This is a genomic window from Actinomadura opuntiae (assembly GCF_030283205.1).
In the GTDB taxonomy this organism is placed as follows: Bacteria; Actinomycetota; Actinomycetes; order Streptosporangiales; family Streptosporangiaceae; genus Spirillospora.
The window spans coordinates 136,449-157,629 of sequence record NZ_JASNWF010000019.1 but is presented as its reverse complement, the minus strand read 5'-3'; the positions used below and the strand labels follow the sequence as shown (position 1 = coordinate 157,629).

General features: G+C 74.6%; 17 protein-coding genes. 11 read left to right on the top strand and 6 right to left on the bottom strand.

Features of this window, described 5'->3' with window-relative positions; all coding sequences use genetic code 11:
- Positions 1-36: 36 nt before the first annotated feature.
- A complete protein-coding gene (locus QP089_RS35345) occupies positions 37-471 on the bottom strand; it encodes a cytidine/deoxycytidylate deaminase family protein (RefSeq protein ID WP_285917856.1) in 435 nt (144 codons plus the stop codon).
- A 7-nt stretch (positions 472-478) separates the two neighbouring features.
- Positions 479-1,165 carry a RibD family protein gene (locus tag QP089_RS35340; RefSeq protein WP_285917748.1) on the bottom strand — a complete coding sequence of 229 codons (687 nt, stop codon included), beginning with the start codon at positions 1,163-1,165 and terminating at the stop codon, positions 479-481.
- A 681-nt stretch (positions 1,166-1,846) separates the two neighbouring features.
- Between QP089_RS35340 and QP089_RS35335 the strand changes: the two genes are divergently transcribed.
- Both QP089_RS35335 and QP089_RS35330 read left to right on the top strand, forming a co-directional pair.
- The gene (locus QP089_RS35335; protein ID WP_285917746.1) at positions 1,847-2,977 is read left to right on the top strand and encodes an exonuclease SbcCD subunit D; all 1,131 of its coding nucleotides are present in this window, start codon (positions 1,847-1,849) and stop codon (positions 2,975-2,977) included.
- Complete coding sequence (locus QP089_RS35330; protein ID WP_285917744.1) at positions 2,974-5,997, top strand: AAA family ATPase; 3,024 nt, start codon at positions 2,974-2,976, stop codon at positions 5,995-5,997. Before QP089_RS35335 ends, QP089_RS35330 begins: the two co-directional genes overlap by 4 nt.
- Before the next feature lie 63 nt (positions 5,998-6,060).
- Here the strand turns inward: QP089_RS35330 and QP089_RS35325 are convergent, their stop codons facing one another.
- Together QP089_RS35325 and QP089_RS35320 are read right to left on the bottom strand one after the other, a co-directional pair.
- Complete coding sequence (locus tag QP089_RS35325) at positions 6,061-6,852, bottom strand: SAM-dependent methyltransferase (RefSeq protein WP_285917742.1); 792 nt, start codon at positions 6,850-6,852, stop codon at positions 6,061-6,063.
- 155 nt (positions 6,853-7,007) lie between these two features.
- Positions 7,008-7,376, bottom strand: coding sequence for a PH domain-containing protein (locus QP089_RS35320; RefSeq protein ID WP_285917740.1), 369 nt, complete (start codon positions 7,374-7,376; stop codon positions 7,008-7,010).
- A 223-nt stretch (positions 7,377-7,599) separates the two neighbouring features.
- Between QP089_RS35320 and QP089_RS35315 the strand changes: the two genes are divergently transcribed.
- Entirely contained in the window at positions 7,600-7,776 is a 177-nt protein-coding gene (locus QP089_RS35315) for a hypothetical protein (RefSeq protein ID WP_285917739.1), read from the top strand.
- Between the two features lie 72 nt (positions 7,777-7,848).
- Positions 7,849-8,601, top strand: a complete 753-nt coding sequence (locus tag QP089_RS35310; protein WP_285917736.1) for a hypothetical protein — start codon at positions 7,849-7,851, stop codon at positions 8,599-8,601.
- Between the two features lie 6 nt (positions 8,602-8,607).
- Here QP089_RS35310 and QP089_RS35305 read toward each other — a convergent pair whose 3' ends face one another.
- Entirely contained in the window at positions 8,608-9,627 is a 1,020-nt protein-coding gene (locus QP089_RS35305) for an Lrp/AsnC family transcriptional regulator (RefSeq protein ID WP_285917733.1), read from the bottom strand.
- Positions 9,628-9,756: 129 nt separating this feature from the next.
- Between QP089_RS35305 and QP089_RS35300 the strand changes: the two genes are divergently transcribed.
- The 7 genes from QP089_RS35300 (at position 9,757) to QP089_RS35270 (ending at position 19,336) form a co-directional block, all read left to right on the top strand.
- On the top strand, positions 9,757-11,316 hold the full coding sequence (locus QP089_RS35300; RefSeq protein ID WP_285917730.1) for an ABC transporter substrate-binding protein: 1,560 nt from the start codon (positions 9,757-9,759) through the stop codon (positions 11,314-11,316).
- A complete protein-coding gene (locus tag QP089_RS35295; RefSeq protein ID WP_285917729.1) occupies positions 11,316-12,335 on the top strand; it encodes an ABC transporter permease in 1,020 nt (339 codons plus the stop codon). The genes QP089_RS35300 and QP089_RS35295 overlap by 1 nt, the downstream gene beginning before the upstream one ends.
- Positions 12,332-14,188 carry a dipeptide/oligopeptide/nickel ABC transporter permease/ATP-binding protein gene (locus QP089_RS35290; protein WP_285917727.1) on the top strand — a complete coding sequence of 619 codons (1,857 nt, stop codon included), beginning with the start codon at positions 12,332-12,334 and terminating at the stop codon, positions 14,186-14,188. The genes QP089_RS35295 and QP089_RS35290 overlap by 4 nt, the downstream gene beginning before the upstream one ends.
- A complete protein-coding gene (locus tag QP089_RS35285) occupies positions 14,185-14,994 on the top strand; it encodes an ABC transporter ATP-binding protein (RefSeq protein WP_285917725.1) in 810 nt (269 codons plus the stop codon). The genes QP089_RS35290 and QP089_RS35285 overlap by 4 nt, the downstream gene beginning before the upstream one ends.
- Positions 14,991-16,253: an amidohydrolase gene (locus QP089_RS35280; protein ID WP_285917723.1), complete on the top strand. Its 1,263-nt coding sequence runs from the start codon at positions 14,991-14,993 to the stop codon at positions 16,251-16,253. The genes QP089_RS35285 and QP089_RS35280 overlap by 4 nt, the downstream gene beginning before the upstream one ends.
- Complete coding sequence (locus QP089_RS35275) at positions 16,250-17,815, top strand: amidohydrolase (protein ID WP_285917721.1); 1,566 nt, start codon at positions 16,250-16,252, stop codon at positions 17,813-17,815. The genes QP089_RS35280 and QP089_RS35275 overlap by 4 nt, the downstream gene beginning before the upstream one ends.
- Positions 17,816-17,923: 108 nt before the next feature.
- Positions 17,924-19,336, top strand: a complete 1,413-nt coding sequence (locus QP089_RS35270) for an amidase (RefSeq protein ID WP_285917719.1) — start codon at positions 17,924-17,926, stop codon at positions 19,334-19,336.
- Positions 19,337-19,405: 69 nt separating this feature from the next.
- Here the strand turns inward: QP089_RS35270 and QP089_RS35265 are convergent, their stop codons facing one another.
- Positions 19,406-21,139, bottom strand: coding sequence for a glycoside hydrolase family 6 protein (locus tag QP089_RS35265; protein WP_285917717.1), 1,734 nt, complete (start codon positions 21,137-21,139; stop codon positions 19,406-19,408).
- Between the last annotated feature and the right edge of the window lie 42 nt (positions 21,140-21,181).

Sequence of the window (21,181 nt, the reverse complement as noted above, 5' to 3'; positions counted from 1 at the left end):
TTCCGGGGGGTTGGCAAGAGAAATGAGACTAGAGTCTCATCCGCCGAGCAGATGCCCGTTCGGCTCCCGCGCCGCGCCCGCCAGCTCCGGCAGTTCGACCAGCTCCACGCCCGCCGCCGCCAGGATCTCCGCGCCCGTGCCCGCGGCGAACAGCGACGGCTCCCGCCAGGCGAACACCACCCGGCGCGCCCCCGACGCGACGATCAGCTCCGCGCACGGCCGGGGCCGCGACGCCCGGTTCCCGCACGGCTCCAGCGAGCTGTAGACGGTCGCGCCGCGCAGCACCCCGCCGGACTTGGCGATCGCCGCCTCCTCCGCGTGGTCGTGCGGGTCGGCCTCCCGCGAGTGGCCGCGCGCGATCTCCCGGCCGTCCGCGTCGACGATCACCGCGCCCACCGAGAACGCCGTGTCCGACGGCGGGCACAGCGTCGCCAGGTCGCAGGCCAGCGCCAGCCAGCCCGCGTCGGTCATGATCGCGTCAGCCACGCCCGCCCCCCGCCAGGTACCGCAGCAGCGCCAGGTCGCCGATCCGGGTGATCTCCGCCAGCCGCATCGGCCGCGCCGGCGACTGCGGGAACACCCCCGGCCGGACGAACCGCGGCGCGGACGGGTCGCCGACGAAGAACGGCGCCACGACCAGCTGCAGCTCGTCGGCCAGCCCCGACGTCAGGAACAGCGTGTGGATCGCGCCGCCGCCCTCGACCATCAGCCGCCGCACCCCCCGCGCCGCGAGGTCGCCGAGGACCACCGGCAGCTCGAGCGGCTCGCCCGCGTCGACCACCTCGGCCGGCCCGTCCAGCCGCCCCGCCAGCTCCGCGGCCGTGCCGGACGGCGCGTACACCAGCTTCGGCGACTCGCCCGTGGTGAAGAACCGCGCGCCCGGATCCAGGTCGCCGCTCCAGGTCAGCGTCACCTTGGTGAGGTCGGGCGGCAGCCCGCGCGCGACCCGCTGCTCCCGCCGCGCCGCCGAGCGGACCAGCAGCTTCGGGTCGTCGGCCCGCACGGTCCCGGCGCCGACGAGGATCGCGTCGCAGCCGGCCCGCACCGCGTCGACCCGGTCGAAGTCCGCCGCGCTGGACAGCCGCAACCGCTCCGGCGCCGCGTCGTCGATGTACCCGTCCACCGACATCGCGCAGCTCAGCAGGACGTAAGGACGATCACTCACCCGCCCAGCCTAGGGCGTGCCGGCGGACTCTCCGGCCGGGCGCCGGGCGGTGAGGCCCCGGCGAGGGCGAGCGCGGCCCGGTGCCCAGGCGCCTCGCCGAGGACGGCCTCGACCAGCGGCCCGGCCTCGCCGTCGAGCCCGAGGTCGAGCAGCACCTCGGGGAGCGTCCCGCGAGCCAGCCGCAGAACGGATAGCCGTTGACGGCCGCGACCGCCCACATGCGCTCGGCCTCCCGCGGGTCGCCGTACTCGTTGGACTTGGCGGCCGCCCATCAGGCGGCCTTGCCGCGGCCGAGGCGCGCGGCGCGGCGCAGCCACCTCCGGCGCCGAACTCGTCGCTGGTCCGCAGGCACAGGTCTCCGACGCGTTCGACGAGGGCGACGTCGGCGGCGTCCGGTTCCTCCGCCGTGACCGCTCTGGCATGCGCCTTGTTGGCCGCCGGAAGCAACGCGGCGAGGACGGCGGGCTTCAGCGCGCCGCAGTCTGCGAGCACGTCGCCCAGCGTCGCCGACGCGTCCGCCTCCAGTGCCGCCCGCGCCGCGTCGACGTCGCGCAGCTCGCGGAGGGACCGGACACCGTTGCGGGGAGTGGGCATCGCGGCAAGATATCCCAAAGATCGTTTGGGGTGGCCCGGCGTTTCTGCGCCGGATGTGTCGGAGGGGGTGCCTATGGTTGCTGCGACATGCGAATCCTGCACACCTCCGACTGGCATCTCGGCAGATCGTTCCACCGCGAGGATCTGCTGGCAGCGCAGGCGGCGTTCGCCGACGACCTCGTCGCGACGGTCCGCGAGCAGCGGGTGGAGTGCGTGCTGGTCTCCGGTGACGTCTACGACCGGGCGCTGCCCGGCGTCGACGCGGTGAAGCTGTGCGACGAGACGCTCGCGCGGCTCGCCGCCCTGACCCGGGTGGTGCTGATCGCCGGCAATCACGACTCGGCGCGCCGGCTCGGGTTCGGGTCCGCGCTGATGGACGCGTCGGGCGTGCACGTCCGCACCGATTTCGCCCGTGTCGGTGAGCCCGTCGTCATCGGCGACGCGGCGATCTACGGCATCCCCTACCTCGAGCCCGAGCTGGTCCGCCATCCGTGGGAGCTGGACGAGCGCAGTCACGTCGCCGCGCTGACCGAGGCGATGCGCCGGGTCCGCGCGGACGCGGCGGAGCGTCCCGGCCTGCGCTCGGTCGTGCTCGCGCACGCGTTCGTGACGGGCGGCGAGAGCAGCGAGAGCGAGCGCGACATCTCGGTCGGCGGCTCGTCGCAGGTGTCGGCGTCGGTGTTCGACGGCGTCGACTACGCGGCGCTCGGCCATCTGCACGGCCGCTGGGCCATCACCGACCGCGTCCGCTATTCGGGCTCGCCGCTGGCGTACTCGTTCTCCGAGGAGCACCACGTCAAGGGGTCGTGGCTGATCGACCTGCGCGAGGACGGCGTCGCCGCGGAGTTCGCGGAGGCACCCGTCCCGCGGCGGCTCGGCCGCGTCAGGGGCCGGATCGACGACCTGCTGACGAGTTCGGAGTACGAGAAGTACGAGGACCGCTGGCTCCAGATCACGCTGACCGACGAGCGCCGCCCGTCCGCCGCGATGGAGCGGTTGCGCCGCCGCTTCCCGCACACGCTGGTGCTCGGCTTCGAGCCGGAGGGCGGCGGCACCGACGACGCCCGCACCTGGACCGAGCGCGTCCGTAACCGCTCGGAACTCGACGTCGCGGGCGACTTCGTCGCCGAGGTCACCGACGGCCCCGCGACCGGGGCCGAGCGCGCGCTGCTGCACGAGGCGTTCGAGCACTGCCGCCGGAAGGAGGCCCTGGCGTGAGGCTGCACCGCCTCGAGGTGACGGCGTTCGGGCCGTTCTCCGGGACGGAGACGATCGACTTCGACGCGCTGTCGGACGCCGGGCTGTTCCTGATCCAGGGCCGGACGGGCGCCGGCAAGACGAGCATCCTGGACGCGGTGTGCTTCGCGCTGTACGGCCAGGTGCCGGGCGTGCGCAACGCGGTGAAGGGGCTGCGCAGCGACCACGCGGCGCCCGGCGCGGGGCCGCGCGTGGTGCTGGAGACCACGATCCGGGGCCGCCGGCTGCGCGTCACGCGGTCGCCGGCGTGGGAGCGGCCGAAGCTGCGCGGGTCCGGCACCACGACCGAGCACGCCAAGGTGGTCCTGGAGGAGTTCGAGCACGGCGGCTGGACCGGGCTCACCACGCGGCTGGACGAGGCCGGCGACCTGATCTCCCGGCTGCTCGGGATGAACGCCGCGCAGTTCTGCCAGGTGGCGCTGCTGCCGCAGGGCGAGTTCGCGGGGTTCCTGCGCGCGGGCGCGGACGAGCGCCGCAAGGTGCTGGAGCGGCTGTTCGCGACCGAGGTGTTCACGCAGGTCGAGAAGTGGCTGGCCGACCGGCGCGCCGCAAGCGGGCGGGAGGCGGCCGAGCTCGGCGCCGCCGCGGCCTCGATCGCCGACCGGATCGCGGAGGCGACCGGCGCCGCGCCGCCGCGTGGCGAGCGCCCGGCCGTCCCGGCGCCGCGCCGCGGCGAGCAGGTGCCCGAGCCGGCCGCCGACATCGACGCGCTTCCGGTGTGGGCCGCCGAGCTGGCGGGCGGGCACGACGACGTCCGCGCCGCCGCCGAGGAACTGCGCGACGACGCGGCCGGGGCCGTGCGGGCCGCCCGCGAGGCTCTGGAGGCCGGGCGGGCGCTGGCGGAGCGGCGGCAGAAGCACGCCGACGCGCTCGCGCGCCGCGACGCGTTGGCCGCGCGCGCCGAGGAACGGTCGCGGCTGGCGTCCGGGCTCGACGCCGCCGCGCGCGCCGACCGGGTCGTCCCGCTGGTCCGCGCCGTGCAGGATCGGCACGTCCGCGCCGGGCAGGCGCGCCGGTGGGCCGAGGAGACCCGCGCGCGGGTCGCGGCGCTGCTGCCGCCGAACGCCTCGGAGGACGTCCTGGCGAAGGCCGAGCGGGCCCGCCGCGACGAGATGGCGAAGCTGGCGGACCGCCGCCAGGAGGCCGCGCGGCTCGGCGCGCTGGAGGCCGAGCGCGCGGAGCTGGCCCGCGAGCTGGCGCGCCTGGAGCCGGAGGAGGCGCGGATCGCCGCGGCCCTCGCCGAGCTGCCGGGCGTCGTCGAGGCGGGCCGCGCGGAGCTGGACGAGGCCAGGCTCGCAGCGGCGGGACGCCCCGGCGCCGAGGCCGCGGTGGCCGACGCGCGGCGCCGGCTGGACGCGGCGCACCGGCGCGACCGGGTGGGCCATCTGCTCGGCGATGCGGAGGCCGCGCACCGCGACGCGGTGGACGCCGCGCAGGACGCCCGCCAGCACGTCCTCGACCTGCGGCAGGCCCGGCTGGACGGCATGGCGGCCGTCCTCGCCGAGGACCTGAAGGACGGCGAGCCCTGCCGGGTCTGCGGCTCCACCGAGCATCCGGCCCCGGTCACCTCCCTCGCGCTGATCCCGACCGAAGAGCAGGTCGACGCGGCGCAGGAGGCCGCCGACCGGGCGCAGCACGAGCGGGAGGACGCGGCGCGCCAGGTCGAGGCGCTGCGCACCGAGCGCGACGGGCTCCTGGAGACGGTCGGCGAGGTGACCGCCGAGGCGCTGGCCGGCGAACTGGCCGAGGCCGAGGACGCGCTCGCGGCCGCGACGGCCCGCGCCGCCGAGGCCGACCGGCTGGAGGCCGTCCTGCACCGCAACGAGCAGGAGTTGGAGGGTGTCCGCGACGCCCAGCACGGCAACGTCCAGGCGCTCACCGCCAACCGCACCCGGCGCGCCGAGCTGGACGCCGAGGAGGCGCGGCTGCGCGACGCGCTGGACGAGGCGCGCGGCACCGACCCGACCCTGGAGGCGCGCATCGACCGGCTCGCCGGGGAGGCGGACGCGCTGGCCGAGGCGATGGACGCGCTGCGGGAGGCCGACCGCGCCGCCGACGAGCTCGCGGCCGCCCGCGCCCGCGCCAAGGCGACCGCCGAGGAGGAGGGCTTCCGCACGCCGGACGAGGTGCTCGCCGCCGCGATGCCCGACGAGGACCAGGCCGGGCTGCGCGACAAGCTCCGCCGGTTCGACGACGAGGAGGCCCTCGTCCGCGACCTGCTCGCCGACCGGTCGCTGGCCGAGGCCGCCGCCGGGCCCGCACCCGACCTCGCGGCCCTCGACACCGCGCTGGCCTCGGCGGAGGCCGCGCAGAGCGGCGCCGCGTCCGCCGCCGACCGGGCCCGGCACCGCTGCGAGCGGCTCGCCCGGCTGCGCGCCGACCTCGGCGCCGCCGTCCGCGCGTGGCGCCCGGCGGCCGAGCGGCACCGGGTCGCCGAGCGGCTCGCGGGGCTGGCCTCGGGCAAGCACGCGGCGAACCGGCGCTCGATGTCGCTGTCGGCGTACGTGCTGGCCGCCCGCCTTGAACAGGTCGTGGCCGCCGCGAACGAGCGGCTCGGCCGGATGTCCGGCGGCCGGTACGCGCTGGTGCACACCACCGACAAGGCGGCGGGCGACCGCAGCCACGGCGCGGGCGGCCTCGGGCTGCGCGTCGCCGACGCCTGGACGGGCCTGGAGCGCGACCCGGTGACGCTGTCGGGCGGCGAGTCGTTCATCACCTCGCTGTCGCTGGCGCTCGGCCTCGCCGACGTCGTCACCGCGGAGGCGGGCGGCGCCGAGATCGGCACGCTGTTCGTCGACGAGGGCTTCGGCACCCTCGACGAGGACACCCTCGACGAGGTCATGGACGTGCTGGACGGCCTGCGCGACGGCGGCCGCGCGGTCGGCATCGTCAGCCACGTCGTGGAGCTGCGCGCCCGCATCCCGGCGCAGCTGCGCGTCACCAAGGAGCGCACCGGCTCCACGGCCCGCGTCAGCGTCTGACCGCCGGCGTCCGATCGTCGGTGTCCGGCCGCCGGCGGCCCGGGACCGCCGGCGTCCGGGGCGTCAGGGTTTGCGGGCGACGCCCGCCACCAGCCAGCCCGTCGCGGGCTCGTGCGGCCGGTCCGGGCGCCACTCGGGCGCGGGGACGAGACCGGGCTCGACCAGCTCCAGCCCGTCGAAGAACGCGGCGATCCGGGCCCGGGAGCGGGCGGTGAACACCAGCCCCGCCTCGGCGATGATCCGCTCCTGGACGGCGCGCTCGCCGGGCGTCATCGCGTCGTCGGTGAAGTCGCAGATCGCCAGGTGGGAGCCCGGCGCCATCGCGCCGGCGAACGCGCGGACGATCCCCTCGGGGTCCTCCTCGTCGAGGATCGCGTCGAGCGTCGCGGTCATCAGCACGCCGACCGGCCGGCGCAGGTCGATGAGCGCGGTGACCTCCGGGTCGGCGAGGACCGCGTGCGGCTTGCGGGCGTCGCCGTGCACCGCCGCCGCGTTCGGCACGGCGTGCAGCAGCGCCTGGTAGTGGACGACGGCGACGCGGTCGTTGTCGACGTACACCACCCGCCCGGCGGGGTCGCGGGCGTGCACGACCTCGTGCACGTTGCCCCTGCCGGGCAGGCCGCAGCCGACGTCGAGGAACTGCCGGACGCCCTCGTCCAGCATGTGGCGGACGGCGCGGCGCAGGAACTTGCGGTTCTCGCGGGGCAGCAGCCGGGCGGCCTGGAAGGCGTCGAACGCCTCGATGGCGACGGCGCGGTCGGCGCAGTAGTTGTCCTTGCCGCCGAGCGAGTAGTCGTAGATGCGGTTGAGGGCGGCGCCCGTGGAGGCGGGGCCGGGGGGCTGGCGGTCTGTCATGGCGTCCCCTCGACTGGGAGCGGGGGTGGGTCGAGGAGCCGCCAGTCTAGTGGATGGCGATCACCGTGCGCAGGTCCTACGTCGCGGAAAGCCACCATCGATCCGGAGGGCGAAGCCGCGCCCCGGCCGGGGCGCGGCTTCCAAAGCCGCGGGGGCTAGCGGGAGATGAGGTCCAGGATCACGTTGTGCACGTGGTGGCTCTTGTCGGCGCCGCGGAACTCGACCTCGTAGCTCAGCGTCCCGACGTTGATCGCGATCGAGCCGGAGGAGAAGTAGGGGCCCGCCCACGACTTGTTGCTGACCACGCTGACCGAAGTGATCTTGGAGTACGGGATGCTGGTGATCGCGTACTTCTTGCCGGCGAAGCTCTTGTCCTGGATGATCACCCGCCGGTCGGTGAGCCCGACGAACCCGGTGCCGGCGCCGACCGCGTCGTAGACCGCGATGACCTGCTCGCCGGGCAGCAGCCCGCTCTCGATCTGCTTGAGCTGCCCCGACCTGTCGTGCGCGACCTCGTCGCCCATGTCCGTCCTCCGCACTCGTGCTCGTGTGTCGGTCCGTCCCTTTCCGACGAGCTTAGGGCGGCGTCCGTTCCCCGCGCCGGGGTCCGGCGGACGCGGCCCGGGCGCGCGACCCGGCCCGGCCCGTGACAGGACGCCGGAGCGGGTCTACGATCACGTCCCACCGTACGGAGTCGCCGGACGGACCACGCCCCCGGAGGCAGCATTGCGCGTCGGAACGGCGATCGTGCTCATATGGCTGATCATTGGTGCCATCGCGGCAGGTCAGCGGCATTACTACGACGACCGGAAGGCCAGCTGCGCCAAGGCCGGCACCATCGTGGTGACGATCCTGGCGGGCCCGCTCAACTACGTGGGCGCGAACCCGAAGGTCCACTGCAAGACACCGCAGCCCAGCAAGTAGCCGCGGTTCCCGCGACCGCGCGTTCACCCGCGGCCTGCCCTGCCTTTGCGCGGGACGGGGAACGTGCCCGGCATGGGCGCGTGGTTCACCCGGGAGATCGCCGACACGGGGCGGCTGAGGCTGTTCTGCTTCTTCGTCGCGTTCATCGCCGGGTTCCTGTTCATCCGGTTCAGCGTGCGGATGATCCGGCGGCGGGTGCGGTGGTGGCCGGGCAACGTCGCGCCCGGCGGCCACCACGTCCACCACGTGGTGTTCGGCCTGGTGTTCATGTGCGTCGGCGGCGTCGGCGGGCTGGCGATCACCGATGACTCCTCGGGCTGGGCGGCGGCGTCCGCGGCCGTGTTCGGCGTGGGCATGGCCCTGGTCCTGGACGAGTTCGCCCTGGTCCTGCACCTGAAGGACGTCTACTGGACCGAGCAGGGCCGGCTGTCGGTCGAGGTCGTGTTCGTCACGGTCGCGCTGTGCGGGCTGCTGCTGGTCGGGCTGCGGCCCCTCGGCGGGGACGCGTTCGCCAGCGAGGGCGAGGCGAGCGGCGGCTGGGGCCTGGCCGCCGTCCTGCTGGTCGACCTCGGCCTCGCGGTCGTCGCGCTGCTCAAGGGCAAGACGTGGACGGGCCTGGTCGGGCTGTTCATCGGGATCGTCGCGCTGGTCGGCGCGGTCCGGCTGGCCCGTCCCGGCTCGCCCTGGGCGCGGCGCCGCTACCCGCCGGGCTCGCGCAAGGAGCGCCGCGCGCTGGCCCGCGAGCGCCGGTACCGGCGGCCCGTCCAGCGGCTCGCCACCCGCGTGGGCGACCTGATCGCGGGACGCCCCTCCATCCGCGGCTGAGCCGGATCAGCCGGGCGCGGGCGCCGTCGCCAGGCGCGGGTCCAGGGGGACGCAGCCGATGCTGCGGCCCCTCTCGTCCAGCAGCCGGCCCACCCGCTTGACCCATTTCAGCGTCACCGACTGCTCCACGATCTGGATGTCCGGATACAGGGAGGCGAGCCGGGCCTGGAACGCCGCGAGCTCCCGCATGCCGTGCACCCAGACGTTGACCATGAGGTTCGCGCGGCCGACGACCGAGCAGACCATGCGGGCCTCGCGCATCGTCGCGATGCCGTCGGCGACCGCCCGCAGCCGCGGCGGCGGGACGTTCAGCCACAGCATCCCGGTCACCCGCCAGCCGGCCAGCCAGTGCGCGGCCTCGCACCGCAGCACCGCCCGGCCGCTGGACAGCATCCCGGTGAGCGCGCGCCGCACCCGCGCCTCCGGCATGCCGAGCTCGGCGGCGAGCGAGGCATGCGAGCGGCGGCCGTCGGCGGCGAGCGCGAGCATGATCGCCACCTCGTCGTCGCGCAGCGGCCCGGGCTCCTGCCCGCCGCCGGACGCCGCGCCGCGCTCCAGGTCGCGGCGCTGGTCCTGGCTGAGGGAGTCCAGCCGCCACCGGCTGGCCTCGCGGTGCAGCCGATGGCTGAGATGGGTGCGGGTGAAGGTGACGCCGTCGATGCCGCCGAGCCGGTCCAGGACGTACGCGCTGACGGCCGCGACGCTCATCGCGGTGACGGTCAGCAGCAGGTCGCGGTTGCCGGTGGTGTGCTCGACGCTGCCCGCGCAGGGGTCGGCGGTGATCTCCGCGGCGATGCGCTGGTTCGCCCCCGGCAGGCAGCCGACCTCGACCAGCGCGAACGCGCCGAAGTCGAGCTGGGAGGGCCCGGGGGAGCAGGTGACCCACGCCTCGCCGGACGAGCTGAGCCGCGCCCAGCGCCGCGACAGCGTGGCCGCGTCGACGCCGAGCGGGCGGGCGAGCCGCGCCCAGGACGCGCGCGGGTCGTGCTGGAGCGCGTTCACCAGCGCGAGGTCGAGCTCATCCATGCGACGGATCCGTGCACGACAAGGGGTGTTCACCGAGCATTCGTGCAATCTACTGGAGATTTCGCGGCTACCCCGATCCTGGTCTGCATTCGCTCCCACCCTCGTTCCTCGCCCCCCCGGGAGAAGTCCATGGTTCGTTCCCGCTCCGCCGCCGCGGCCGTGCTGGCGGCCGCGGCGGCCCTCGTCGCCGCCGGCTGCACCACCTCGTCGGAGCCGTCCGCGGGCGGTGGCAGCGGCCCGTTCCGGTACGCCGTGACCTCCGACGCCAACACCTTCGACCCGGCGCTCGGCACCGCCGCCACCGACTACTCCCTCGCCCGGATGCAGTTCGGCACCCTGGTCTACCGGGACGCCGACCAGTCGGTCGTACCCGGCCTGGCGGAGAAGTGGACGGCCGCGCCCGACTCGGCCACCTTCACCCTCCGCGGCGGCCTGACCTGCTCGGACGGCAAGCCGCTGACCGCCGGCGACGTCGCCGCGTCGCTGCGCCGGTGGGCCGACCCGAAGACCGGCGCCGCAGGGACCGGGCTGGCGTTCGGCCCCGGCGCCAAGGTCACGGTGGCCTCCGACGACGCGGCCCGCACGGTCACGGTCAAGCTGTCCAGGCCGTGGTCGGACCTGGTGCCCGCCATGGCGATGACCAACGCCGGCATCGTCTGCCCGCCCGGCCTCAAGGACCCCAAGGCCCTCGGCCAGGAGCCCGTCCCGGGCGCGGGCACCGGCCCCTACACGCTGAGCGACGCGCAGCGCGGCCGGCAGTACACCTTCAAGCTCCGCGACGGCTACAACGCCTTCCCCGCCTACCGGAAGGCGAAGGTGCCCGCGGGCGACCGCCCGGCCACGGTCCGGCTGTCGGTCGTGTCGAACGAGAGCACCGCGGCCAACCAGCTCAGCACGGGCGAGCTGGACTACGCGGCGTTCACCGGTCCCGACGCGGCCCGGTTCGCCGGCGGCGGCTACCACCTCCACGTCCAGCCGCTGCTGCGGATGTTCGTCGTGTTCAACGAGCGCAAGGGCCACCCCGGCGCCGATCCGAAGTTCCGCAAGGCGGTCGCGCAGGCCCTCGACCCCGCCGCCTTCAACAAGGTCTACGGCGGCAAGGGCGAGGTGATGAAGAGCTGGAGCGACAGCACCAGCCAGTGCGCGAACACCGACGGCTCGATCGTCACCAAGACCGACTCGTCGGCGGCCAAGAAGGCGCTGAACGGCGTCTCCCTGAAGCTCAACGGGACGAACAGCGTCGCGGGCGGCTCCGGTAACACCTACGTGCAGGAGGCTCTGCGCGCCCTGGGCGCCAAGGTCGAACTGCGCAATGTCGACAACGCCACGTGGGCGTCGGACGTCCTGGCCAACAAGGGCGACTGGGACGTCACGGTGATGGCGCACCTGAACTTCTCCGGGACGCTCACCGCGGGCGCGATCCTGCTCACCGGCCCGAACCCGCCCGAGGGCCGCAACTTCGGCGGGATCGGCAACGCCGGCTTCGACGCCGGGTTCGCCAAGGCCATGGCCACCACGGACCAGGCCGGCAAGTGCGCGGCGTGGGGCGCGGCGCAGAAGGCGCTGCTGGAGCGCGACGACGTCGTGCCGCTGTCCACCGTCCCCGTCGCGTTCGTGCTCGGCAAGAGCGCCGACGCCGTCGTCAGCGGCGGCGCCGTCGACCCGACCTCGTTCCGGGTGCAGGGCTGATGACGGCCGCCGTGCAGGAGGCCCCGGCCCCGGTGCCGTCGCCGGGCAGGGCGGGCGGCCGCGTCCGGAACCCGTGGATCGGGTTCCTGGCGCGCCGCCTGGCCGGGCTGGCCGGGGTGCTCGTCACCCTCGTCGTGGTCACGTTCCTGATGGTGCAGCTGATCCCGGGCGACCCGGCGCGGGCGCTGGCCGGGACGGACGCGACCGGCGCGCAGGTGGCGCGGTTCCGGCACGAGCTCGGGCTGGACCGCTCCCTGCCCGCGCAGTTCGGCTCCTACGTCTCCGGCCTCCTGCACGGCGACCTCGGCACGTCCTTCCAGACCCGCGAGCCGGTCGCGGACGTGATCAGCGGGCGGCTGCCGTTCACCGCCGAGCTGGCGTTCCTGGCGATCGTCCTGGTGCTGGCCGCCGCGGTCCCGCTCGGGATGGGCGTCGCCGTCGCGACCCGCGGCGGGCGCCGCCGGCGGCTGGACGCGGCGTTCACCTTCCTCACCGGCCTGGTCGGCGCCACCCCCGAGTACGTCCTCGGCACGCTGCTGGTCCTGGTCTTCGCGATCTCGCTGCGGATGCTGCCGGCCGCCGGCGCGGCCAGCCTGTCCGCGCTGGTCCTGCCGGTGGTGGCGGTGGCGCTGCCGTCGACGTGCGTGCTGGCCAGGATCGTCCGGCGGGAGGCCGCCGTGGTGCTGAACCAGGACTACATGCGCACCGCGCGCGGCCGCCGGCTGCCGCCGCTCGCCCTGTACGCGCGGCACGCGCTGCCGAACCTGCTGACCGGCACGCTCACCATGGGCGGGCTGATGCTGACCGCGATGCTCGGCGGCACGATCATCGTGGAGAGCGTGTTCGCCTGGCCCGGTCTCGGCGGCCGGGTGGTGCAGGCGATCATCAACCGCGACTATCCGGTCATCCAGGGCACCGTGCTGGTGCTCGGCGTCCTCGCCGCCCTGCTCAACCTGCTCATCGACGTGCTGCTCGGCCTGCTCGACCCGCGCACGCTCACCGCTAGGAGCACCTCGTGATCCGCTCGTCCCGGGGCCTGGCCGCCGGGCTGGCCGGGCTCGGCCTGATCGCCGTCCTCGCCGTGGCCGCCCCGCTGATCTGGGGCGGGGACGCGGCGCACCTGTCCGGCGCCGCCCGCGAGGGCGCGTCCGGCGAGCACTGGCTCGGCACCGACGCGCTCGGCCGCGACGTGCTGGCCCGCACGCTCGCCGCCACCCGCCTCACTCTCGTCATGACGCTGGCCGCCACCGCGATCGCCGGGACGGCCGGGATCCTGCTCGGCACCGCCGTGTGGGTGTCGGGCCGGCGCGTGCGGGAGGCCGGGCTGCGGCTCATCGACGTCATGGTGTCCTACCCGGCCGTCATCCTGGCGCTGGCGGTCGCGGCGATCCTCGGCGCGGGGACCGCCGCGGCCGTCGTCGCGATCGGCGTGGCGTGGAGCCCGGCGTTCGCGCGGCTCACCGCCAACCTCGCCGCGTCCGTCGCCGGCCGCGACTTCGTCGCCGCCGCGCGGCTGCTCGGCGTCCCGCCGCACCGGATCCTCGTCCGGCACCTGCTGCCGAACATCGCCGAGCCGCTGCTGGTGCTGCTGTCGGTCGCGTTCGCCGGGACGCTGACGGCGCTGTCGGGGCTGTCGTTCATCGGGCTCGGCGTGCAGGCGCCGTCCTACGACTGGGGCGCGCTGCTCAACACCGGCCTGGACGCGCTCTACACCAACCCGGCGGAGGCCCTCGGCCCCGCGGTCGCGATCACGCTGACCGGCGTGCTGGCGAGCTTCGTCGGCGACGGGCTCGCGGCGGGCGCCGACCCGCATCGCATTGGGATCTCCGGCCGCCTGAAGAAGGCGCCCGCCCCGGTCGCGGCTCCGGCGGCGGCTCTGGACGACGAGGCGCTGCTCACCGTGGACGGGCTGCGCGTCTCGGCCGGAGGCGTCGACCTCGTGGACGGCGTGTCGTTCACCGTCCGTCCCGGCGAGATCGTCGGGGTCGTCGGCGAGTCGGGGTCGGGCAAGAGCCTGACCGCGATGGCCGTCGCCCGGCTGCTGCCCGACACCGTCACCGCCGACGCCCGCACCCTCCGGCTGGACGATCTGGACCTGCTCGCGGGCGCCGCGCCCGACCGGCTCGCCACCGAGATCGGCGTCGTGTACCAGGACCCGGCCGCGTCCTTCAACCCGGCGCTGCGCATCGGCGGCCAGCTCACCGAGGTGCTGCGCCGGCACCGCGGCCTCGACCGGAAGGCGGCCCGCGCGCGGGCGGCCGAGGCGCTGGAGTCGGTCCGGATCACGCGTCCGGCCGCGCGGCTGCGCCAGCACCCGCACGAGCTGTCCGGCGGGATGCGCCAGCGCGCCATGATCGCCTCCGCGCTGCTCACCGGGCCGCGGCTGCTCGTCGCCGACGAGCCGACCACCGCGCTCGACGTCACCGTCCAGGCCGAGATCCTCGACCTGCTGCGCGAGGCCAACCGCCGCGGCGGCACCGCGATGCTGTTCATCTCGCACGACATCGGGGTCATCGCGTCCCTGTGCCACCGGGTCCTGGTGATGTACGCGGGACGCATCGTGGAGGAGTTGCCCGTCGAGGACCTCGCCGCCGGACGCGCCCGTCACCCCTACACCCGCGCGCTGTTGGACGCCACGCCCCGCGTGGACGCGGCCGCCGAGGACGCGCTGACCACGATCCCCGGGCGCCCGCCCGCGCCCGCCGACCGTCCCGCCGGATGCGCCTTCGCGTCCCGCTGCGCGCTCGTCATGCCGCAATGCGCCGAGGTGCTGCCCGCCGCGATCCCCGTCGGCGCCGGCCACCGGGCCGCCTGCCACGTTCTCGACCAGCATGCAGCGGACACCAGCACTGCGGAGGAGACCGCCTCATGACCCTCCCCTTGGAGCAGGCCCCCGCGGCCGGACCGGCCGCCGCGAAGCTCGCCGCCGAGCACGTCACCGTGGTGTTCGGGCACGGGCGCCGCGTGCACACCGTGCTCGACGACGTCGGCTTGGAGGTGCCGGAGGGCACCACGGTCGGGCTCGTCGGCGAGTCGGGGTCGGGGAAGTCGACGCTGGCCAAGGCCATGGTCGGGCTCGTCCGCCCCCGGTCGGGCCGCGTCCTGCTGGACGGCGCGGAGGTGTCCGGGCTGCGCGGCGCGCGGCTCACCGCGGCCCGCCGCCGCATCCAGCTGATCTCGCAGGACCCGAACTCCTCCCTCGACCCGCGGATGCGGATCGGCCGCGCCCTCGCCGAGGCGATCGACCCGCGCCGCGCCGACCCCCGCGCGCACGCCGACCAGATCGCCGGCGGGCTGGAGATGGTCGCGCTCGAACCCGACGCCGCCCGCCGCTACCCGCACGAGTTCTCCGGCGGCCAGCGGCAGCGGATCGCGATCGCCCGCGCGCTCGTCGCGCGGCCCGAGGTCGTCGTCGCCGACGAGATCACCTCCGCGCTGGACTGCTCCGTCCAGGCCGAGGTGCTCAACCTGCTCGCCCGGCTGCGCGGCGAGCTGCGGCTGACGATGCTGTTCATCTCCCACGACCTCGCCGTCGTCCGGCACGTCAGCGACTCGGTCGCCGTCATGCACCACGGCGTGATCGTCGAGCGGGGCGACATCTACGCCGCCCCGTCGCACCCCTACACCCGACGGCTGCTCGCGAGCGCGCCGTCGCTGCCTCCGAAGGAGACCAGGTGACCAGCCGCGCCGCGGAGCAGACCCGCGAGACCCTCAGCGACCTCGGCGAGCACGCCGCCGGCCTGCGGGAGCTGTACCGCGACCTGCACGCCCACCCCGAGCTGTCGTGGCAGGAGCACCGCACCGCAGGGATCGCCGCCGCCCGCCTGCACGCCGCCGGGTTCAAGGTCACCGAGGGCGTCGGCGACACCGGCGTGATCGGCGTCCTGCGCAACGGCGACGGCCCGGTCGTGCTGGTCCGCGCCGACATGGACGCGCTGCCCGTCACCGAGCGGACCGGCCTTCCCTACGCCAGCACCGTCCCCGGCGTCATGCACGCCTGCGGGCACGACATGCACGTCACCTGCCTGGTCGCCACCGCCGAGGCGCTCGCCCGGCGGACGTCGCTCTGGTCGGGGACGCTGCTGGCCGTCGCGCAGCCGGCCGAGGAGCTCGGCGACGGCGCGCTGGCGATGGTCCGGGACGCGGCGTGGCGGGGGCTGCCGCGCCCGGACGCGGTGCTCGGCCAGCACGTCGGCGCGTTCCCGGCGGGCTCGATCGTGCACCGGCCCGGCCTCATCATGTCCGCGGCGACGACGGTGGACGTGCGGATCTTCGGGCGCGGCGGGCACGGCTCGTCCCCGGAGACCTGCGTCGACCCGGTCGTCACCGCCGCGCACCTGGTCACCCGGCTGCAGACGATCGTGTCGCGGGAGGTGTCGCCGCGCGAGCCGGTCGTCGTCACCACCGGCATGGTGCGCGCGGGCACCAAGGCCAACGTGATCCCGGACGAGGCGCACGTCGCGCTGAACTTCCGCAGCCAGTCCGCGCGGGTCCGCGACCAGGTCCTCGCCGCGATCCGCCGGATCGCCGAGGCCGAGTGCGCCGCGTCCGGCTGCCCCCGGCCGCCCGAGCTGACCGTCTCCGGCGACTTCCCGCTGACCGTGAACGACGCCGCCGCCGACGCCCGCGTCTCCGCCGTGCACACCGAGCTGTTCGGCGCGGAGGCCGTGATCGAGCACGGCCCGCTCATGGGCAGCGAGGACTTCTCGGTCTTCGGCTTCGCCGAGCACAACGGCGGCGCCGCCGTCCCGTCCGACTTCTGGTTCTTCGGCGGCACCCCGCTCCAGACCTGGCTGGACGCGGCGGGGGACAGCCCGGAGGAGAAGCTGGCGACGATCCCGGGCAACCACAGCTCGCAGTTCGCGCCCGATCCCGAGGCGTCCGTCCAGGCGGGGACGACCGCCCTGACCGGCGCGGCCCTGGCGTACCTGGCGTGACCGCCGACCTCATCCTGCGGGGCCGGATCGTCACCATGGACGACTCCCGGCCGTTCGCCGGGGCGCTGGCCGTGCGCGGCGAACGGATCCTCGCCGTCGGCGACGACCCGGACGATCTGGACGCCCTGCGCGGCCCCGCCACCCGCGTCGTCGACGTGGACGGCTGCGTCCTGCCCGGGTTCGTCGAGGCCCACGGCCATTTCCTGGGCGACGCCACCGTGCAGAGCCCCGCCCTGGTCGACATCCGCCCCGTCGTCCTGCCCACTGCGGATGAGGTCCTGACCGCCATTCGGGAGGCCGTTGCCACCCGCCCGGTGACGGTCTGCAACGGGTGGGAGCCGCTCCTGCAGAAGGGATTGCCGGAGCCGACCCTTTCCTGGCTCGACGACCTGGCCCCCGCCTCACCGCTGATCATCATGCACAATTCCGGCCACGCGGTGTTCTTCAACACCGTGGCGATGCGCCAGGCCGGTCTCACCCCCACCACGCCGGACCCGCCCGGCGGGCAGTTCGGCCGCAACGCCGCCGGGGAACTGAACGGCGCCGCCTACGAGCCCGCCGCCATTTCGATGGTCACCGGATATCTCCGCGAGGGTGTCACCGACATCGCTCCGTCGCTGATGGCGCAGAGCGCACGCGTGAACGCGCGCGGCGTGACGATGATGAGCGAGATGGCCTTCGACCCGAGCGTCCGGCCGCTGCTGGAGAACGTCCCGCTCACCACCCGCCTGCGCCTCTACGAAGTGTCGACGCCCGCTCTGGAAAGCGACGTCGCGCCCGGCACCGGCGACGACATGATCCGCCAGATCGGCATCAAGACCTGGGCGGACGGCTCGCCCTGGACCGGCAATCTCGCCGCGTCCTTCCCCTATCTGGCGACCGGCGAACGCCACGCCCCCAATTACGGCGACGCCGAGCTGCTGGAGATATCGCGGGCCTACTACGCCAAGGGCTGGCAGCTCGCCTGCCATGCCAACGGCGACGATGCCGTCCAGCAGGTCCTGGACGTCTGGGAGGAGATGCTCGGCGGCCGTCCGGACGATCGGCGCCTGCGTATCGAGCACGCCAGCTCCATGCGTCCCGAGCAGTTCGAGCGCGCCCATTCCCTCGGCATCACGTGCAGCCTTTTCCCCGACCACATCTACTACTGGGGCGAGGTGCTGAACGAGCTGTTCGGCCCGGACGTCGCGGGCCGCTGGGCGCCGATCGGCACCGCCCTGAGCACCGGGATGCGCGTCTCGCTGCACAACGATTCCCCGGTCACTCCGGCGAACCCGTTGCACAACATCGCCGTGGCCGCGACGCGCATGTCCCGTCAGGGCCACGCGTTCGGCATCGATGAGCGGATCAGCGTCCGGCAGGCCCTCCGTGCCCAGACCATCGACGCCGCCTGGCAATTGCACGCCGACGGCATCACCGGCTCCCTCACGCCGGGGAAGTACGCCGACCTCGCCGTCGTCTCCGCCGATCCGACCCGCGTCCCGCCGGAGGAGATCGAGGACCTGACGGTGGACGCGACGTTCCTCGCGGGTCGCCAGGTCCACAGCGACCCGATGGCGTGACGGCGGCCGGGCCCGGCGGCCCATGACATACCGACTGGTCGGTATTAGTGTGTGCGGTGTTCCGGGGTGCGTACCGGACGAAACCGCCGCCGGTCAAGGGAAGGTGCGATGACGGAACTGCACGAACTCAGCGCGCTCGAACAGGCCGCCGCGGTGCGGGCGGGCGAGGTCGCGCCCGTGGAACTCGTGCGCCATTACCTGGCGCGCATCGAGCGGCTCGACGAGCGCTACGGCGCGTTCGTCACCGTCACCGCAGAACAGGCGGTCGCGCAGGCCGAGACCATGACCGGACGGTCGGAGCACCCCGCGCCGCTGTCCGGCGTGCCCACGGCCATCAAGGACCTGACGCCGACGGCGGACGTGCCCACCGGCTACGGCTCGCGCGCCTTCGCCGACCACGTCCCCGGCAGGGACGCGCACGTGGTGTCGCTGCTGCGCCGCGGCGGCATGATCAGCCTCGGCAAGACCAACACCCCCGAGTTCGGGCTCTGCTGCTACACCGACAACGACCTGGCCGGCCCGGCGCGCAACCCGTGGGACCGCGCGCGGACGTCCGGCGGCTCCAGCGGCGGCGCGGCCACCGCCGTGGCGCTCGGCCTCGCCCCGGTCGCGCACGGCAGCGACGGCGGCGGCTCGGTCCGCATCCCCGCGAGCTGCTGCGGGCTGTTCGGGCTCAAGACCTCCCGCGGCCGGATCAGCGCCGGCCCCGACGCGGCCGAGGTCAACGGCCTCGCCGTCCAGGGTCCGCTGGCCCGCACCGTCCGGGACGCCGCCGCGATGCTCGACCTGATGGCCGTCCCGATGCCCGGCGACCCGCACTGGGCGCCGCCGCTGCCCGCCGGCGAGACCTTCCTCGGCCACGCCGGGCGGGAGCCCGGACGGCTGCGCATCGGCCGCTACGCCAAGCCCGCCGCACCCGGCATCGACGTCGACCCGGCCTGCGTGGAAGCGTGGGAGCACGCCTCCCGCCTGCTGGAAGACCTCGGACACGAGGTCGAGGACATCCCCACGCCGTTCGGACCGGAGGTCTCCGACTTCTTCATCACGGTCTGGGGCGTGCAGTCGCTCGGCCACACCGTCGACGCGGACGACGAGGAGAAGCTGCGTCCGGTCACCCGCGCCTGGCGCGAATACGGCCGCCGCATCGACGGCGCCGCCCACGCCGCCGCGATCGCCGGCATGCAGCGCGCCGCCCGCGCGGCTGTCGAGGCGACGGCCCGCTACGACGCCGTCCTCACACCGACGCTGGCGGCGCTGCCGCAGCCCGTGGAGTTCTTCGACGAGAAGGACACCGATCCGCTCGACAACCTCCGCCGGCAGAGCGCCTTCAGCGCGTTCACCAGCGTCTACAACATGACCGGCCAGCCCGCCGCCAACCTGCCGCTGCACCGCACGGGCGACGGGCTGCCGGTCGGCGTGAGCCTGGTCGGGCGGCCCGCCGGCGAGGCCAACCTCCTCGCACTGTGCGCCCAGGTCGAGGCCGCCGCACCCTGGCACCACCACCGGCCGCCGGAATGGTGAGCCCCCGCAGAACGGCGGAGGGCCCGGCCGCCTGAGAGCGGGCGGCCGGGCCCTCCTGTGAGCGCTCCCTTACGGGAGGGTCGGGTAGGCGTTCTTCAGCAGTTGCTGGAACTGGGCCGAGAACCAGTGCCCGGCCAGCGGCGCGTTCGGCAGCGCGCCGGTCGGGTTGTTGCCGTTGCGGGCGTTGCCGGTGTACGTCGGGTCGCACATGCGGTCGAAGCCCTTGCCCTCGTTGTTGTCGACGGGCTGGCTGGCGCCGTCGGACTCGCCGGGCGGCTTCACCCACACGTAGGCGTCGATGCCGGTCGCCGGGTCCGCCGTCGGACGCTCACCGAGGCCCGCGCCGCTCTGGTTGCACCAGTTGCCGGCGTGGATGCGGCGGTCGATCCGGCCGCCGTTGACGTAGTCGTCCACCGACGTCAGCGGGCCCGGGCCGGTCGGCCGGGCGGACCCGCCCCAGCCATTGCGCGAGGTGTCGATCAGCATCCCGAGGTGGGAGTCGAAGCCCGCGCCCACCAGGGCGGTGCGCAGCGCCTGCGCGTACGACTGCTCGTCCACGTAGTTGTTCCAGTCCACCCACTTCGACTGGCGCACCGTCGTGCCGTTCACCGTGTCGGTGACCTTGAAGTACGGCTCCCTCGTGGCCGAGTAGTTGGCGGTGTTGGTGATGAAGCCGTGCACGTTCGACTTGCTGCCGGACGCGTCGGCGACCTGGGCGAACAGCTGGACCGTCGGGTTGAAGTTGCTGTCCCAGCCCAGCCAGGCGTGGTGGCCGGCGTCCACGTAGTTGTAGACGTTCGGGATGGCGCCCAGCTTCTTCAGCGCGTAGGCGACGCCGTTGACGTAGTTGCCGTTGGCCTTCATCGTCGCGCACGCGTCGGTGGAGCCGGCGGTGCCGCCCGCGTTGGTGACGAGGTTCGGCAGCGAGTCGGGCTCGACCACCGTCACGATGCGGATGCCCGCGTACTTGGCGTCGCCCATGATGGCGGCGATCGGGTCGATGTACTGCGTCTTGTACTTGTCGATCTCGGTGGGGCCGAGCTCGCCGTTGGAGGCCAGGGCCGCGCAGTCGCGGCCGGGCAGGTCGTAGATCACGAACTCCGCGGAGGTGGCGCCCTCCTTGAGCGCCTGGTCCAGGTGGGCGCGCAGGCCCATGCCGCCGTTCACGCCCTCGATGGCGGCGATGCGGTCCAGCCACACGGCGGTCGGCTGGTTGGAGATCTTGCTTCCGCCCGGTTCGGCCGCCGCGAGCGCCGACCACTCGGGGTTGACGTACTGCTTCGCGCCGGCGAACGGGTTGTCCACCCGGGTGCCGGGCGGCGGCGAGGTCGGCGGCGGGGACGTCGGCGGGGGAGAGGTGGGCGGCGGGCTGGACGTCCCGCCCGTGCACGTCTGGCCGTTCAGCTTGAACGACGCGGGCACGGCGTTCGTCCCGGAGTAGGTCCCCTGGAAGCCGGGGGCCACGCTGGCGTTGGTCGCCAGCGACCCGTTCCAGGACATGTTCTTCACCGTGACGTGCTGCCCGCTCTGGCTTAACGTGCCGTTCCAGCCGCTGGTGACCTTCTGGTCGCCCGCGAAGTCCCACTCGAGCGTCCAGCCGCTGAGCGCGTCGCCGAGATTGGTGACCGTGGCCGTGGCGGTGAAGCCGCCGCCCCAGTCGTTCTTGACGTAGTCGACCTTGCAGCCGGTGGCCGCGCCGGCCTCCGCCTGCGTGAGCACGACCGCGCCGGTGGCCAGCAGCGCGGCGGCCGCTCCGGCCGCCAGGCCGCGGCGCGCCGCGGGACGCACCGATGGATGTCTCATCCGGGTTCTCCTCGATTCAGTAGGACCGACGGGGGGTGGGAA